Source organism: Falsihalocynthiibacter sp. S25ZX9 (assembly GCF_041205405.1).
Lineage (GTDB): Bacteria > Pseudomonadota > Alphaproteobacteria > Rhodobacterales > Rhodobacteraceae > Falsihalocynthiibacter > Falsihalocynthiibacter arcticus.
Genome location: NZ_JBGFCD010000012.1, coordinates 1 through 15,073 on the forward strand (window position 1 = coordinate 1; position 15,073 = coordinate 15,073).

At 51.9% G+C, this 15,073-nt stretch carries 13 protein-coding genes and 2 pseudogenes; 9 read left to right on the forward strand and 6 right to left on the reverse strand.

The features are described 5' to 3' along the window. Nucleotides 1–1,380: 1,380 nt before the first annotated feature. Nucleotides 1,381–1,571 (forward strand): annotated as a pseudogene (locus tag AB9F29_RS13885) (transposase); the annotation flags it as partial. Between the two features lie 114 nt (nt 1,572–1,685). Continuing rightward, complete coding sequence (locus tag AB9F29_RS13890) at nt 1,686–2,138, forward strand: GNAT family N-acetyltransferase (protein ID WP_369756108.1); 453 nt, start codon at nt 1,686–1,688, stop codon at nt 2,136–2,138. Between the two features lie 199 nt (nt 2,139–2,337). Here the strand turns inward: AB9F29_RS13890 and AB9F29_RS13895 are convergent, their stop codons facing one another. Continuing rightward, nucleotides 2,338–2,997 (reverse strand): trimeric intracellular cation channel family protein, encoded by a 660-nt coding sequence (locus tag AB9F29_RS13895; protein ID WP_369756109.1) that lies wholly within the window; start codon nt 2,995–2,997, stop codon nt 2,338–2,340. Nucleotides 2,998–3,178: 181 nt separating this feature from the next. Next, nucleotides 3,179–3,676: a lactoylglutathione lyase family protein gene (locus AB9F29_RS13900; RefSeq protein ID WP_369756110.1), complete on the reverse strand. Its 498-nt coding sequence runs from the start codon at nt 3,674–3,676 to the stop codon at nt 3,179–3,181. A gap of 98 nt (nt 3,677–3,774) precedes the next feature. Here AB9F29_RS13900 and AB9F29_RS13905 point away from each other — a divergent pair, with 98 nt between their 5' ends. After that, nucleotides 3,775–4,665: a LysR family transcriptional regulator gene (locus AB9F29_RS13905; RefSeq protein ID WP_369756111.1), complete on the forward strand. Its 891-nt coding sequence runs from the start codon at nt 3,775–3,777 to the stop codon at nt 4,663–4,665. A gap of 94 nt (nt 4,666–4,759) precedes the next feature. On the opposite strand, the pseudogene AB9F29_RS13910 reads toward AB9F29_RS13905, so the two are convergent. The 4 genes and pseudogenes from AB9F29_RS13910 to AB9F29_RS13925 all read right to left on the reverse strand — a co-directional run. Beyond that, nucleotides 4,760–4,951 (reverse strand): annotated as a pseudogene (locus tag AB9F29_RS13910) (transposase); the annotation flags it as partial. Nucleotides 4,952–5,712: 761 nt separating this feature from the next. Further along, nucleotides 5,713–8,328, reverse strand: a complete 2,616-nt coding sequence (locus AB9F29_RS13915; protein WP_369756112.1) for an amino acid adenylation domain-containing protein — start codon at nt 8,326–8,328, stop codon at nt 5,713–5,715. Continuing rightward, nucleotides 8,321–9,592: a cytochrome P450 gene (locus AB9F29_RS13920; protein ID WP_369756113.1), complete on the reverse strand. Its 1,272-nt coding sequence runs from the start codon at nt 9,590–9,592 to the stop codon at nt 8,321–8,323. Before AB9F29_RS13920 ends, AB9F29_RS13915 begins: the two co-directional genes overlap by 8 nt. 523 nt (nt 9,593–10,115) lie before the next feature. Next, nucleotides 10,116–10,535: a helix-turn-helix domain-containing protein gene (locus AB9F29_RS13925; protein ID WP_369756114.1), complete on the reverse strand. Its 420-nt coding sequence runs from the start codon at nt 10,533–10,535 to the stop codon at nt 10,116–10,118. Nucleotides 10,536–10,609: 74 nt separating this feature from the next. Here AB9F29_RS13925 and AB9F29_RS13930 point away from each other — a divergent pair, with 74 nt between their 5' ends. The 6 genes from AB9F29_RS13930 (at nt 10,610) to AB9F29_RS13955 (ending at nt 14,971) form a co-directional block, all read left to right on the forward strand. After that, on the forward strand, nt 10,610–11,014 hold the full coding sequence (locus AB9F29_RS13930; RefSeq protein ID WP_335586631.1) for a mercuric transporter MerT family protein: 405 nt from the start codon (nt 10,610–10,612) through the stop codon (nt 11,012–11,014). Nucleotides 11,015–11,025: 11 nt separating this feature from the next. Then, nucleotides 11,026–11,322, forward strand: coding sequence for a heavy-metal-associated domain-containing protein (locus AB9F29_RS13935; protein ID WP_369756115.1), 297 nt, complete (start codon nt 11,026–11,028; stop codon nt 11,320–11,322). 19 nt (nt 11,323–11,341) lie between these two features. Then, nucleotides 11,342–12,775, forward strand: coding sequence for a mercury(II) reductase (gene merA / locus AB9F29_RS13940; RefSeq protein WP_369756117.1), 1,434 nt, complete (start codon nt 11,342–11,344; stop codon nt 12,773–12,775). Nucleotides 12,776–13,088: 313 nt separating this feature from the next. Then, a complete protein-coding gene (locus AB9F29_RS13945; RefSeq protein WP_369756118.1) occupies nt 13,089–13,454 on the forward strand; it encodes a cupin in 366 nt (121 codons plus the stop codon). Between the two features lie 262 nt (nt 13,455–13,716). Then, nucleotides 13,717–13,926, forward strand: a complete 210-nt coding sequence (locus tag AB9F29_RS13950) for a hypothetical protein (RefSeq protein ID WP_369756120.1) — start codon at nt 13,717–13,719, stop codon at nt 13,924–13,926. A gap of 70 nt (nt 13,927–13,996) precedes the next feature. Next, nucleotides 13,997–14,971, forward strand: a complete 975-nt coding sequence (locus tag AB9F29_RS13955; RefSeq protein ID WP_369756121.1) for a helix-turn-helix transcriptional regulator — start codon at nt 13,997–13,999, stop codon at nt 14,969–14,971. Nucleotides 14,972–15,073: the final 102 nt, after the last annotated feature.

Sequence of the window (15,073 nt, forward strand, 5' to 3'; positions counted from 1 at the left end):
CACCGGCCTCGACCGCGCAGACCTCACCGCAAGCGACTTTGATTTCGTTTAAAGAGGCGCAATTGAATGCATAAAGGGGCGGGCTTAAGAGGCTCGCCCCTTTCGTTTGCGAGGGCGTTGGGAACCAGTCTCGTGCGGTATCTTGAATTCTAAAGTGATGGTCTACAGCCCTGGTTTACACAAATGCGATAAAAAGTTGGGCCCGATTTTTGTTCTCCGACTGCAGGGAAAGAGACAGAATGCAACGCATTCCGCTTTCTAGAACATATGGGGCTCGTTACGTTAAGCTAAAAACTCGTTTACATTTCACGTGTACCCTATTGATTTATAATCGAGGAAATTGGGCCCATTTGTAATAATTCTCTTTTTTTCTAAAGATTTAGGTGGTTATTGGTGCTGTATGTCGAAGTTTCGAATCCTTCCATCCCGACCAATTGGAACAATGACCCACATTGTTTTTCATCAAATCCCTAAATACTGTTTACACATAGGGTATGCCGTTTTCTCCCAGTTTTGTTCTGTTCTTCGACGTGGATACTTGCAGTAACGGTATGAGCTCGTTGTCGCTCGCCACGGTTTTCTGCAATGGTGACGAGGATATTTGCAGCAGAATAATTTTGCTAAAAGCGGCTATTCGCTAATATATGTACCAACGACTTCAATGACAGGTGATTTCAATCGGTCGACGCAATACTTTACTCTTTTTGGAAAGGTGGAGTGTAAATCAGGAAGTATCGGCGACGAACGTTTTATACAGATACGCAGAAGTCGGAGATGTGGGATCCCTCTCAGCCATGCAAGCATCGCCAGTCGGCAGTGGAGGGCCGCGCGGAGCGGGTGAGATCACGTTTGGCGCCGACACTTAATGATCGTGAGGAGATATCGAGGGGGCTGCGTGGAGAGATGTCTTTGCGATCAATTGCAAGATTCCTGAAACGATCAGCCGCCATGGCGCAACCAAAAAGTATCGTGCGGCACGATCAGATGCCGCAGCGTGGGACCCATTGGCGACAGGTGATGGGCACATTCACCGAAAGGGGGTCAGCGCGCAAAACCCTGCAAGCTGGCAGGCAATGCCTATCTCTGCCGTGCCATATCGATCCGTGACAGAGGGCCGAGATCGAAGACCGCGCAGTCCCGGGCCACAGGAAAGGCGATCTGATTGCAGGTTCCGAGAACAAGGACAGAAACAGCGTTACCCAAGCCTTGATCAAACAGTCCCGCAAGCTGGCCAAAGAGCTGTACCGCTCACTGACTTGGGACCGCGGGTGCGAGATGGCCGAGTGTGAGATGGTCACCTTAGTGACGAAGATCGACATTTTCTTGGGCGCCCCACACAGCCCCTCTCATCGCTGCAAGCAGCGACTGCCGGGCAATGCATGGCAACGCGGTTCAAACGAAAATACCAACCGCCTGCTACGACAGTACTTCCCAAAAGGCACGGATTTGTCGATACATAATCAAGCAAAGCTGAGCGCCGTCGCAAGACAGCTCAACGAACGACCCCGAATGACGCTCGGATACGACCCCCCGCAGCGCGTTTAAATGCATGTGTCGCGTCGACCCGTTGAGATCGCCGCCCATTTTACCTATCTTCTGCGATGCAGCCAAGGTCCGCTTCAATGACTTTGAGTTCCGCGCTATGATCAGAGGTACATGAAACAAGCCTGAAGGAAGGAAATGATTTGAGAATTAAAAATCCAGTAATTCGCCCCGCACAAGCGACGGATGCTAGTGCATTGGCAGCCTGCATTGACGCGGCATATGCCCAATACGCGGAGCGCATCTCTGATATGCCGTCGGTTTCCGACGGGTGTGCGGACGACATTGCCAACAATCAGGTCTGGGTCGCCGTGCAAGGCGAGGAGGTTATTGCCGGACTCGTTCTTATTACCGGTGATGGATTTATGAAACTCGCGAACTTGGCGGTTCACCCCGATCATGGTGGGAAGGGCTTAGGACGCAAACTGATCGAGCTTTCAGAATGTGAGGCCAAGCGGCAAGGATTTTGTGAAATACGTCTGAACACCCACGTCGATATGCCTGAGAATGTTCGCCTCTATCAGCACTTGGGATGGACTGAGATGGCCCGAAGCGGCAACACCGTCTCCATGAATAAGCGACTGGCGAATGACTGACGAGGCTACCGTACGGTCGGTCTGCTCTTTGAGTCCCAGCTCCGAAGTATGAGTATGCCGCCACAATCTACCTTGGTGTGCTTAGCGTTTCGTTTGGCACGGTTTCAAATTGAGGTTGTGCGAAAAGCGGGCATTGGAGCAATTTGCAGCGACGGGCGACTCTCCGCCCTTTTTGTCGACTGCAGCATTAACAATAAGATTAATCAGGGTTGTTGCGGTTGGCAGCATCAAGGCTGACCTCAGGGTCGCGCCCTGGACGTGAGCGATATACAGGCATACTCCAACCATAAGCCAGCGCTCCGCTGCGTGTCAGGAACGCCAGAATAAATCCTAGGCCGGCCGCCACAAATTGATCAACTCCGGCCCCTAGAATACCGACATAAGTCAAACCGCCAACCATCGCCGCAAGGAGATAGATATCTTTGCGCATCAAAACCGAAGGCTCGCTGGCTAAAATATCTCGAAACACACCGCCAAGCCCTCCGGTGAGTACCCCCATCACGACCGCTATCACTGGCGATCCGGTGACAAGCAACCCTTTATAGGCGCCAAACACGGCATAGGCAGCCAGCGCGGCCGCATCGAGCCATAACAACCAAAGGTAGCGCGACTCCAGAAAGTGCGCGATGAAAAACGTTACAACTGCTGCCACCGTGCAGACCAGAATGAACAGCGGTTGTTCAACCCAAAACACGGGCACCCCAAGTATGAGATCGCGAACGGTTCCACCACCTGTGCCAGTAACCATCGCCAAGAATATGAAGCCGATGATATCCAACTGTTTGCGTGACGCCACCAGTGCCCCAGTCACTGCGAAAAGTGTGACGCCTATAAAATCTAGGAAAATAACAATGCTCATCCAAGCCTCATGTCTTGACGATTAAGTTCGTCGCTGGTGGACACACTAGAAGCTCCCCCCGCTCTCATCAATCGTGGTTTGACAGATTCGGTTAAGTTGCCGTCGGAAATGATTGCAGCGAAGGTCTGGAACGAGGCCAAAGTGCCGACACTCACTTGCAACGTGAATGTCGGCGTCTGGCTTAGGAGTATGCACCGTTAGAGTATGTCAGTTCATAGCTGTGACTGTAGAGTTCAAAGACGATCCCAAAAGGGTCTTCGACGTAGACCATGCGATATGGTTTCTCGTCGGGAAAATATTCGCGCACTGGCATGCGTTGTTTGCCACCGGCCGCAACAATCTTTTCCAGTAGATCTTCAAGGTTTGGATCCTGAATGGCAAAATGAAACATGCCGTGTTGTCTGAAGTTAAGGTTATCTTCTGGTGCCTTGTGTCCTTCAAATTCGAACAGCTCAAACCCGATGCGATCAGCCGTCGCTAAGTGCGCGATGCGCATGCGCCCCCAACCTTTGCCAAAAACGTCCGAGCACATCTGGCCAATGTCGCTATCGTCTTCGATAATGACAGTAGGTTCCATGATGACATAGAAGCCAAGAACGTCGCCGTAGAATTTGATAGCCTTGTCTAAATCCGGAACAGATAGACCGATATGAGAGAATGAACGTGGTGCCGGTTGCATGGTGTTTCCTTTCAAGAGTGTTGAAAGAGAATTAGATGGACTGCGCCCGCATTAAAAATTATCATTTTGTATGATTTTCATAATTTTTTGAGGCAGTCATGCTAAATGCCACGTGGTTGGATACCTTTACAACGCTGTGCGACGTCGGACATTTTACGCGGACGGCGGAGCTATTGGGGATGACACAACCTGGTGTTTCGCAGCATCTGCACAAACTGGCGTCCCAAGTCGGCAAACCGCTGATATCAAAGGATGGTAAGTCCTTTACGCTCACCCCTGCTGGTGAAGCCGTGCTGGCCATCGGCCTTGCGCGACGTCAGCAAGAGCGCGAATTGCAAGACACCATTCAAACTGATGATCCAGACGTTGGCGACATCAGCATCGGGTGTTCCGGCAGCTTTGCCATGTGGCTCTATCCGCATATTCTTGATCGGATGCAGCACGCGCCAGAGCTTGTGATCAGTGTTACGGCTGCTCCACATATGAGCATTGTGACATCCGTTCTGAATGGAGAGTTTGATCTGGGGGTCGTCGCGGAACCCATCAGCCACCCCCGACTGGACGCACATGAATTGGCCCGAGAAGAGTTGTGTTTGGTGGTTCCGCGACCCTTTTCTGGGCGAAAACTTGATCTTAATCAGTTAAACGAGCTTGGTTTTGTCGCGCACCCAGACGGGTATGCATATGCAGATGATCTTTTTTCGCTGAACTTCCCCAAGGACTACAAAGGCTCTGATCGCTTAAGAGTCAGGACTTTCGTCAACCAGATCGGCCAAATCCCAATTCCCGTTGCGCAGGGGCTAGGGTACACAATATTGCCAAAATCCGGCGTGGATGCCTTTGCTGAAAATCAGGAGTTGGCGATCATTCAACTTCCGAAACAACGGTACCATGATCTGTGGGTAATTTCCCGTAAGGGACGGAGCGACATCGCGCGTGTCGCGGCTTTGAGCGACTTCATTAGCCGTACGGCAACGGCTTTGAGATAACGTTACACAGGGGTAACAAACAAAATGGGTATTGGCCGGAACAGATAGGTGACGTTCAGATGAGTATATTGAACGGTAGCTTCGTCCGGCGATCTCAACTGGTCGACGCGACACATGCATTTAAACGCGCTGCGGGGGTTTCGTATCCGAGCGTCATTCGGGGTCGTTCGTTGAGCTGTCTTGCGACGGCGCTCAGCTTTGCTTGATTATGTATCGACAAATCGGTGCCCTTTGGAAAGTACTGTCGTAGCAGGCGGTTGGTATTTTCGTTTGAACCGCGTTGCCATGCATTGCCCGGCAGTCGCTGCTTGCAGCGATGAGAGGGGCTGTGTGGGGCGCCCAAGAAAATGTCGATCTTCGTCACTAAGGTGACCATCTCACACTCGGCCATCTCGCACCCGCGGTCCCAAGTCAGTAAGCGATACATCTCTTTGGCCAGCTTGCGGGACTGTTTGATCAAGGCTTGGGTAACGCTGTTTCTGTCCTTGTTCTCGGAACCTGCAATCAGATCGCCTTTCCTGTGGCCCGGGACTGCGCGGTCTTCGATCTCGGCCCTCTGTCACGGATCGATATGGCGCGGCAGAGATAGGCATTGCCTGCCAGCTTGCAGGGTTTTGCGCGCTGACCCCCTTTCGGTGAATGTGCCCATCACCTGTCGCCAATGGGTCCCACGCTGCGGCATCTGATCGTGCCGCACGATACTTTTTGGTTGCGCCATGGCGGCTGATCGTTTCAGGAATCTTGCAATTGATCGCAAAGACATCTCTCCACGCAGCCCCCTCGATATCTCCTCACGATCATTAAGTGTCGGCGCCAAACGTGATCTCACCCGCTCCACGCGGCCCTCCACTGCCGACTGGCGATGCTTGCATGGCTGAGAGGGATCCCACATCTCCGACTTCTGCGTATCTGTATAAAACGTTCGTTGCCGATACTTCCTGATTTACACTCCACCTTTCCAAAAAGAGTAAAGTGTTGCGCCGACCGATTGAAATCACCCCGCATTGAAGTCGTTGGTATAAATTTGTATGACACTCGCTTCCCGTGTCAGGTGGACGTTTGCCTTTCCAGCATTCCTCGCAGTTCTGTCTCCCACTTTTCCGAAACGTCGGACTCGAATATGGCTCCGTGATCAGCACTCAGTGTCATAAAGTTCGCCGTCTTCAGAACCTTCTTCCACGCATCTTCTCCACCCTGCTTTGGTGTGAATACCGCTAAAGTTTTCCCCGTGTATGGCTTCGCAATATACTCTCCGGCCTTCCTTCGTGCCGAATACCAGAAAACAGGCCAGAGTTTCTTTGGCAAAAGGCTTTCTTGAACAAGGTTGGGGTAACGGCGGTGAAGGTGGAATATTTGATACATCAACCAGTTCCCACCGCGGATCATTTGGATCGGTTTATACAAAGATGTGATCAATCCAGCGAGTCCGTGCCGACGAATACGGCCCATGCTGTTTCGGCCGTATTTGGACATTTGAGATGCTGCACTTTCGTGATGGGCGACCATTTCTGTCCCATCGCTAGATGTGCGTGAAAGCTTAAAGGGGTCAAGGATTAAAAGCTGTTCAACATCTCGACCAAGCGCCTGCAACTGCTGCGCTATCTCAAGGGCGACCAAGGCACCAAACGAGTATCCCGCAATCCTGTACGACCCCTGTGGTTGCAATTTTTGAATATTCTCAATGTAGGTGGCGGCAAGTTGCTCGACGGTCTCCATCTCGACCATTCGCCCCCCAGTCGCCCAATAGGCAACCGCATAAAGCGAGCATGGAAGACGCCAACGGTGGGCCATTTTCAGATCAACGCCAACAAAGAATACCGGAGTGGTTTCTGGCCGTTCGACCAAAGGGAAAATGAAACTGCTGGCGGAGCGCACAAACTGCTTGGCCCGGATTTCATCAACCATGGCAGCAAAATCACGCAGAACCGGAGCCTCGAAAACCAGTTGAGACGGCAACAACAATTCCAGTTTGTGCTCCAATCGCAAGCTGATGTTCACAGCGGCAAGGCTGTCACCGCCGATGGCAAAAAAATTCGATTCAGGGCCAACGTTAGGGTCGCGCATTGAGCGGCCCCAGATTTCGGCGACAATCGCTTCAGTTGTCGTCATATTGCTTTTGGCTTCCCTCGGCAGAGACGTTACATCTAGCTCGCCTTGAAGAGCACGGATCGCTGCACGGTCAACTTTTGCGTTTTTTGTTATCGGCAACCTATCCAGCACAAGATATTTTGCCGGTATCATCGCTTCTGGGATTTGAGCTTCGAGGTGTTTCCGGACTAAAGACAAATCTGGCTGTTCTTCGCCATCAAGGACGATGGCAGCCACAATAGCGCGCGTGCGGCTCTCGGTTTCAAACCAAGTCGCGGCGGCTTGGGCAATACCAGCTTCGTTCTCAAGCAGAACTTCGATCTCTCGCGGTTCAATGCGGCGGCCCTGTATGCTAATTTGATCGTCAAACCGCCCCTTGTACGACAAAAGTCCCGCAGGACCACGAGCGACCCTATCACCGGTTCTATAAAAACGCGTTTCTCCTCGCAAAACAAACCGCTCGTCTGTCAAATCAGGTCTATTTCGATAACCTCTCGCAACGCAGATATCACCGAGCAACAACTCACCTTCGACGCCTTGATCCACTAGATTGCCGTTTGTGTCTTCGATGCGCACCGATACGCCATGAAATTCACGCCCAATTGGCGCTGAGATATCAATCAAATTCTCCGCCGCCGTATGCTCCAGTAAATGCCCCGTTGCCCAGACCGTAGCTTCCGTTGGGCCGTACATATTCCACGCTTGGTCTGCATATCGCGCTATCGTTCTTGCCATCGACGGGGTGACCGCTTCTCCTGCGCTGACGGCAATCCTCAGTCTCGGAAAATCCGGAACGTGATCGAGGATAACGGACCAAACGGAAGGGCCGGTGTGGATTGCAGTTACACCTTCTTCGCGGACGAGACGCGCGATTTCCCTCGGTTTTAGGAGTGTCGACTTATCACGCAACAAAATGTCGGCGCCGACGATCAACGGCAAGAAAAACTCGATAACCGAAATATCGAAAGCCAGCGTAGTGACGCCCAGAAAGGTATCCTGCGAGGTGAACTCAAACAAATTGCGCGCCTCAACCAAAACATTGGTCAAACTCTGATGTTCGACTTCCACAGCTTTCGGCGCGCCCGTACTGCCTGAGGTGAATATCACGTAGGCCAGATCCGTAGAGGATGGTGGCGGTGGTAGGTTGTGGTTTACGCTCCCAATCGCATCCACATCGTAAAACTTGATCTCGGGGCCCCCGCCGGAACTCAGCTTTTCGAAGGTTTTTCGGTCGCCAATTGAGCGGCGGCATCCGGCAATCTTCACCATCGCCGATACCCGTTCCGGCGGTTCTTGAAGGTCGATCGGGAGATACGCTCCACCGGCGCGCATGATACCCAGAAGCACCGCCGGAAGATCAGCCGTTCGCTGCATGAAAACGGCTACTGGTTCTTCCCGTTCAAGGCCATCTGCTTGTAACGCGCTCGCGACCTTGAACGCAAATTCCTCGACTTGCGCGTAGCTGCGCGTGCCATCGCTTGCTCGGACGGCGAGAGTATTTGGGGTTTGTCTGACCTGAGTGGAAAAGAGATCGTAAACAGTTTTTTCCAGTTCGAGCGCGCTGTCATCACGCATGTTCGCCTCCGGAAATATGTTGCAGCTCTACGTAGAAATCTACTGGAGGTTCCCAATGGTAGGGCCCGCGAACCGACGGGCCGTCGTTCACTGGCAGGACACGGAAATTCCCAACAAGGCATGTTAGAAAACGCGCCCCCAGAGCGACCGACACAGAGGCAAGCGGGCATTGATGATGGTCCAGTCCAAATGGGGAATAGACGTTAGGCGAGGGCGCGTTATTCATGAAACGAGAGGGTGCAAAATCGAACGGATTTTCAAACTTATCGGGCAGTTTATGCGATTCCCACATGCAAATGCGAACCCGCCAATCTTTGGGGAACTTAAAACCTTCGAAGGTGAAACCTTGCGTGATACGACGAATGAGCCGCTCGCTTTGATCAAGCCTTAGAGTTTCGAGCACAAAGGCACGCGCCAAGCCGCGAGCCGTTTTAACATCGGCCTCATTTCGGATTTGATCACTGTATTCTCCTGACAGGCCTGCGTTTTTGCAGATCCACAGAAACAAGCCAGCCATATCGTATCGTCCAATCTCGACCATATAGATCAGGTTGCCGAGCATTGTGCTGTCAAGCTGGCCGTTATTATTTATCGTCGATATCACGCAGTCGTCAGTTTCCCCAACATCTGTCGCAAGCAGGGTGCCCAACTTGGCCACAAGCGCATCAAATGCAAGCTTCTGATTATCGCCCACATTCCATACAACTCCGTGGGGACCAAGTCTTTGGAAGAGCTGGCAAACTTCTGCAAATTCCACTGTTTCAGGACGCAGGCCAAAGAACAAACGGATTAGAAATCCTGTGGAAATTTCGGAAAGCGTATCGTGGAGCATTGACGCCGCGTCGTCACCTTTAAGTTTGGCTTCCGAGTACTTTTGAAGCGCAGCTAAAGTGATTGCTCTGTAATCTTCTTGCGTACCTTCCACGCTCATAGAGTTTACGGCCTTGGTCAAGGCAGCCCGATAGTGGATGTGCTCGCTGCCGGTCATGTGGCGCATGAAGCCAGCGGCCAATACAGGCGTAATGTCAATATTCACCGGCTGCAAACTTTCTGCATACGTTTTCAAGAGCGCACGACCAAGCTCCAGACCAACAACACATATCTGGGGTCGGTCTTCTTCCTTAATTTTAAATATAGGTCCATGCATTGCGGAGAGATCAGAAAGTATAAACCTATTGGTTCGTTCGAGTTTTTCCAGATCTTCAAGTTCACCGGGCGGAATACGGTTTCGAAGGCGGTTTCCAAACCGTGAAAGAATGCTCACTTATTCCTGCCCCCAAGTTGCCAAAGTATGAAGGCGTAATTTTGTCAGAGTGTCGCCGATTCTGCTATTAAGTTGTTGGTCCTATGTCTCAGTGCTTAGCGATTGGGATGAGCCCTAAACACTCTTTTATCCAATCAACCAATTTAGCCGGCAATTCTATAGCCCGCGCGTCCCGCAGACAGAGTGATCAAAGTTAACGCACAATAGAAAACTTGCAAAGATTCAGGAGCATAGCTGAGCCTAAACTTAGGAAACAACGCAATTCAGTGAATTGTATAATTATCAAAACAGAAGGCATTTGTGCGTGGTGCAGCGAATGTCCGGTTCCCGCCCCTTAGGTCGAAATGTGCTCGGTGCGGAAATTGGCCAAATCACTCACCCATCAATGTCGTGAACGGCCCTAACCGACGATTGGTGATTGGTGCAGCATTTTTGTCGGTTGAAACCTCGGCGTGCGGACAAACCGACGTTTGACCGAGAGTTATCTTATGTCCGCTTAGCCTCATGGTGGAACACCCTAAGGTCACCGTGTTTCGAACAGTGTGTCAAGGATGGGGCAATCAGGCACATCGCCTTGGCTGCACTCTGCGGCCATTCCAACAAGGGCTTTCTCTAATTTCCGCAGCCCTTTGATCTTTTCGCGCACTGACGCCAAGTGCCCAACGGTCAATCCATGCACTTCACCACATGTGAAATCTTGCCGGTCCACCATTTCCAGCAGTTGGCGGATTTCATCAATGCTGAACCCAAGTTCGCGGGACGTTTTGATAAAGGACAGCCGCTTGAGCTGGTCGTGGTTGTATTGGCGATTGCCACCTGCCGTGCGATCCGGCTTCGGCATGATGTCGATGCGTTCATAGTAGCGAATTGTTTCAATATTCACGCCGGTTCGCTTGGACATTTCGCCAATGGGATACCCTCGCGCATTCGTGAAGTCGGACATCGAAAAAACCCCTTGTTTCTGTAGTGGCTACAGACCGCATCTTACATGAAGAAACCTGAATTGCGAGGGCCTGCATGACTGACACCATAGACGCTGACCTAAACCAGAGCGACCCTGACAGCCGAAAGGCGCGTATGGTTGCTGCGGGCGGCATTCTTGGCGCTCTTGCCGCCTCTACGTGCTGCATTGTTCCGTTGATCCTATTCAGTCTTGGTATATCCGGTGCATGGATCGGCAATCTGACGGCCCTTGAACCGTACAAGCCAATCTTCATTGTGATTACGCTGGGGTTTCTCGGCTACGGCTACTGGATGGTTTACCGCACGCCCAAAGCCTGTGCCGAGGGTGACACTTGTGCCCGCCCACTTCCCAACCGGTTGGTAAAATCCGCGCTGTGGGCATCAACATTTCTTATCGTGATCGCGCTGTTCTGGAATTGGATCGCGCCGGTCGTTGCTCCCATTCTTCTTGGTCTTTGAAAGGACATACAATGAAACTCCACACTTCCGTTTTGGCCCTGCTTGGTTTTATGGCCGCCAGCCCTATCTTTGCGGCTGAGCAAACAGTGACATTCTCTGTTCCTGGTATGACCTGCGCAAGCTGCCCCTTTATCGTTGAATCTGCGATGGGCGCGGTACAGGGCGTTAATTCAGTGAGCGCAGATTCTGACACACGCACAGCGCTGGTTGTCTTTGATGATGCCATGACCAGTGCAGATGATATCGCACGCGCCTCTACGTCTGCGGGTTATGAGGCTGAGCTTGTGGGCGACGACAGTAATTCGTGAAATTGAGAGACCCAACATCATGCTTGAATTACTGAATCCAAACGCGGTGGATGCCGATACATTTGACCTCGCTGTCATTGGGGCTGGCTCGGCTGGCTTTTCCGCTGCAATCACCGCAGCGGAGGATGGAGCGCGGGTTGCTCTTATAGGCTACGGAACCATCGGTGGCACTTGCGTCAACGTCGGATGCGTCCCGTCTAAAGCGATGATCCGTGCGGTCGAAACACTTCACTCAGCCAAAGGTGCCGCCCGCTTTGACGGCGTGGAGGCCACGGCAAGAGTGACGGATTGGGCGGCAATGGTGGCCCAAAAACAAGCCTTGGTGGATGATCTGCGCGTCGCAAAATACGTTGATGTTCTGCCAAACTATGAGGGCATTACGTACATTGAAGGTCAGGCAAGTTTCGCGAAAGATGGTTCCTTACACATTGGCGGTCGTACCATTTGCGCGCCAAAAATCATCATCGCAACGGGTTCCTCCCCGCATGTTCCAGATATACTCGGACTGGACGGTATCGATTGGCTGGACAGCACCTCGGCACTTGAGCAGGCGCAACTTCCAAAATCGCTGATGGTGATGGGGGGCGGGTATATTGGCGTTGAGCTTGCTCAGATCTTCGCCCGAGCTGGCGTCGCAGTGACCATCGTCACGCGTCGCGGTTTGCTGCCAGAGGCGGAACCGGAAGTCAGCGAAGCCCTGACGAAAGCCTTCGCCGATGAAGGCATCAAAGTGCTGGACGGATTGTCATATGATAGATTTGAAAAGTCGGACGAGACTGTCATCCTTCACGCCAAACACAATGGCGTCGCAGTCGAGATCAAAGCCGAAAAGCTGATGCTGGCGACAGGCCGTGCCCCAAACACGGGTTCTTTGGCGCTTGATGTCGCCGGTATCGACACGAATGCACGCGGCGGAATTGTGATTGATCCTCAAATGCGCAGCACGCGGGACGGCGTTTATGCCACAGGCGATGTGACCGGAACCGATCAGTTCGTCTATATGGCCGCTTATGGCGCAAAGCTCGCGGCCAAAAACGCGATGAACGGAAACACCCTGAGCTATGACAATAGCATCATGCCTGCTGTTGTTTTCTCTGACCCACAAGTGGCCAGTGTCGGCCTTACCGAGACGCGAGCTAAGACATTGGGATATGAGGTGGTCACATCTGTCCTTGGGTTGGAGCATGTACCACGTGCTTTGGCTGCGCGTGACACACGCGGTGTCATCAAGTTGATTGCGGAGAAGGAAAGTAAGAAGCTCCTTGGAGCGCACATCATTGCCCCAGAAGGCGCAGATAGCATTCAGACGGCCGCCATGGCCCTCAAAATGGGCATGACCTACGACGATTTGGGCGCGATGATCTTTCCCTACCTCACAACCGTCGAGGGGCTAAAACTGGCCGCGCAGACATTCGAAAAGGATGTCGCAAAGCTATCCTGTTGTGCGGGGTAGCATATTCACCATCCAAGCATTAAATTGTTTCATCTTCGCGTTAGCAGACATTGGCAGCGACGCGGAAAAGCTAAGCTATGGGCTCACTGTCGCCGTTAGCAGCGTTTGCGCATCGAAAAAACTGGGTCGCAGCCCCGAGCGTCCTCTTTCTTCAGGTTGCCCAATTTAGTTTGCGAACGCAGCGAGCAAACGCTCTCCGCCCATATTGTCTTTGTCGTGATCGGCCCAAAGGCTCCGTTCATGTCAGTTACATTAGACATAGCATTCTATTCCAGCAATAATCAATTCTATGCATAGGATGGGGGTTTTCAGTATGCAATTTCAAAAACTAATTGCTGACGAAAATGGCGAGAGTCATTGGATGGATGTCAGCGTCACATTGACAGAACGCAGCTTTGCGCCACCAGCTCAAGATATAGAAATCTCAGAGCCAGAACGCGTGAAACAGGCTATGTTTTTGAGGCTGCGGTCGGGATGGAATGAACCAATTCATCCAACCCCCGTCGCGCAAAAACTAGTGTGTCTCGCGGGCACAGTAAGAGTGACGGCCAGCGATGGCGAATTCCGCGACATTGGCCCGGGTGACGTTTGGCATATGGAAGACAAGCATGGAAAAGGTCACCACACCACGGTGACCAGCAAAGAGGACTTTGAATCCATTATCATTCAATACGAATAACGCTCCCCTAGATCAGTCGAAACGGTGGAAAAGGCTGCCCGAAGACACTGGACGTCGAAATGCTTAAAGGGCCGTTTTTTATGGCTGGGTTGCGCCATCGCGGGTTCAAGCCAAACGCAGGTCAGCGACCTGTATGCATTGCTTTGTCTCTACTCGCCGCGGTCCGCTTAGGCTCCCGAAAGGTCCACGTGTCATGCATTGGGATGACACGTGGCGGCACGAGTATTGACTATGATGAAGTGGCAACAAGGAGAAACTCATCATGGACTTCAGTCAAATACTATCCGCTCAACGCCTTCCCAACAATCAGTTCCGCTTCGATCAGGACGCGATGGAACGCTCAATTTTGCGCGCCGAGGAACGCCGTGTGCAACGGCGTGCAGTGTGGCAAAGAATGCGCGTATTGGGTGGCACAGTTGCCCAATACTCGCGTTCGATTGCGATTTTGAGCCTAGGTAAACGTCACAGTTGAGGTAGAGTCATTTTAACCTCCTGCCACATGGGATGAAAGCGTGCAGTTGGCAAACAAGTGGAGCCGATCAATGCCTTTTACAGATGAAGAGGAAGAAATCCTTACCTTCCTGCGGTCGGAACAAGAAAGCTATTACCACGGCGACTTTGATGCCTTCGTCGATCATTGGCATCACGGGCCCGAAGTGCGGCGCATTATCTCTGGGCCGCAAGTCGGTACCCGCATTCATTCTGGCTGGGATGAACTGCTCCTTCGTTTTCAAGAGGGCTTTCGCCAATTTCCGCAAAACTTTGAAGCGCGTGATTTACTGCGATGGGAAAATATTCAGTTTCAAATAACCGCTGATATGGCATGGATTTCCTATGATCAGATTGCAGTTAAACACGTTCCGAAAATGCATGTTTCGCCGATGTCGCATGAAGTTAAAATCATTCAGAAATTTAAGGGCTCTTGGAAGATAATATGCTTGATTGTCGTTGTTCCCGGAATTCGCCGCGAGGATGTTCCGCTCATAGAACTCACGGCTGACGGGCGTGTCGCTCGCATCAATAAGTTGGCCAGCGAACGGCTAGGGGCTCATTCTGGGTTGGTGGTTTCAGGCGGAAGACTCCATGCACGGATTAGGAAATTTGACACAGATCTTCAGAAGGCTATTGAACGCGCCAAAAACCGTCTCGCAACAAATCTGCCGCGCGGCTTTCAGAGTGAACCAGCCAGTATTGTCCCACTTGGCGAAAACGAGGCTGGCCATCCTATTTTTTGCTGGATCGCAACCGAGCAAGAGCGGGTGTTGATATCGTTTGATGATGAGTTTTTGTTACGTGGGCGATTGGAAGCTGCGGTCCCAACGTTCGGACTTTCGCCCGCGCAATTGAAACTCGCTGAGTTACTCGCTTTGGGACAAGATTTGGGAACTGCAGCGTTGGAGCTTGGGGTTTCGATAAATACTTTGCGCACTCAAGTTAGGCGAATGTTTGAAAAGACCGACACCCATAACCAAGCCGCATTGCTGTCCCGCTTGTTAAACTCGCAAGGTCCGGACTGAAATTTGTTTGCTGTTCTGGGCGGCGGCATTATTCTGGACAACCGACGTTAGTGCATGAGAAAACGCTGCGGTTTTTCACCAATGTCTGCAATGACGGACTGC

Coding starts and splice junctions, on each gene's coding strand:
- AB9F29_RS13935 (WP_369756115.1), top strand. CDS start 11,026: ATGAAACTCCACACTTCCGTTTTGGCCCTGCTTGGTTTTATGGCCGCC.
- AB9F29_RS13945 (WP_369756118.1), top strand. CDS start 13,089: ATGCAATTTCAAAAACTAATTGCTGACGAAAATGGCGAGAGTCATTGG.
- AB9F29_RS13950 (WP_369756120.1), top strand. CDS start 13,717: ATGGACTTCAGTCAAATACTATCCGCTCAACGCCTTCCCAACAATCAG.
- AB9F29_RS13915 (WP_369756112.1), bottom strand. CDS start 8,328: ATGCGTGATGACAGCGCGCTCGAACTGGAAAAAACTGTTTACGATCTC.
- merA (WP_369756117.1), top strand. CDS start 11,342: ATGCTTGAATTACTGAATCCAAACGCGGTGGATGCCGATACATTTGAC.
- AB9F29_RS13930 (WP_335586631.1), top strand. CDS start 10,610: ATGACTGACACCATAGACGCTGACCTAAACCAGAGCGACCCTGACAGC.
- AB9F29_RS13895 (WP_369756109.1), bottom strand. CDS start 2,997: ATGAGCATTGTTATTTTCCTAGATTTTATAGGCGTCACACTTTTCGCA.
- AB9F29_RS13955 (WP_369756121.1), top strand. CDS start 13,997: ATGCCTTTTACAGATGAAGAGGAAGAAATCCTTACCTTCCTGCGGTCG.
- AB9F29_RS13905 (WP_369756111.1), top strand. CDS start 3,775: ATGCTAAATGCCACGTGGTTGGATACCTTTACAACGCTGTGCGACGTC.
- AB9F29_RS13900 (WP_369756110.1), bottom strand. CDS start 3,676: ATGCAACCGGCACCACGTTCATTCTCTCATATCGGTCTATCTGTTCCG.
- AB9F29_RS13925 (WP_369756114.1), bottom strand. CDS start 10,535: ATGTCCGACTTCACGAATGCGCGAGGGTATCCCATTGGCGAAATGTCC.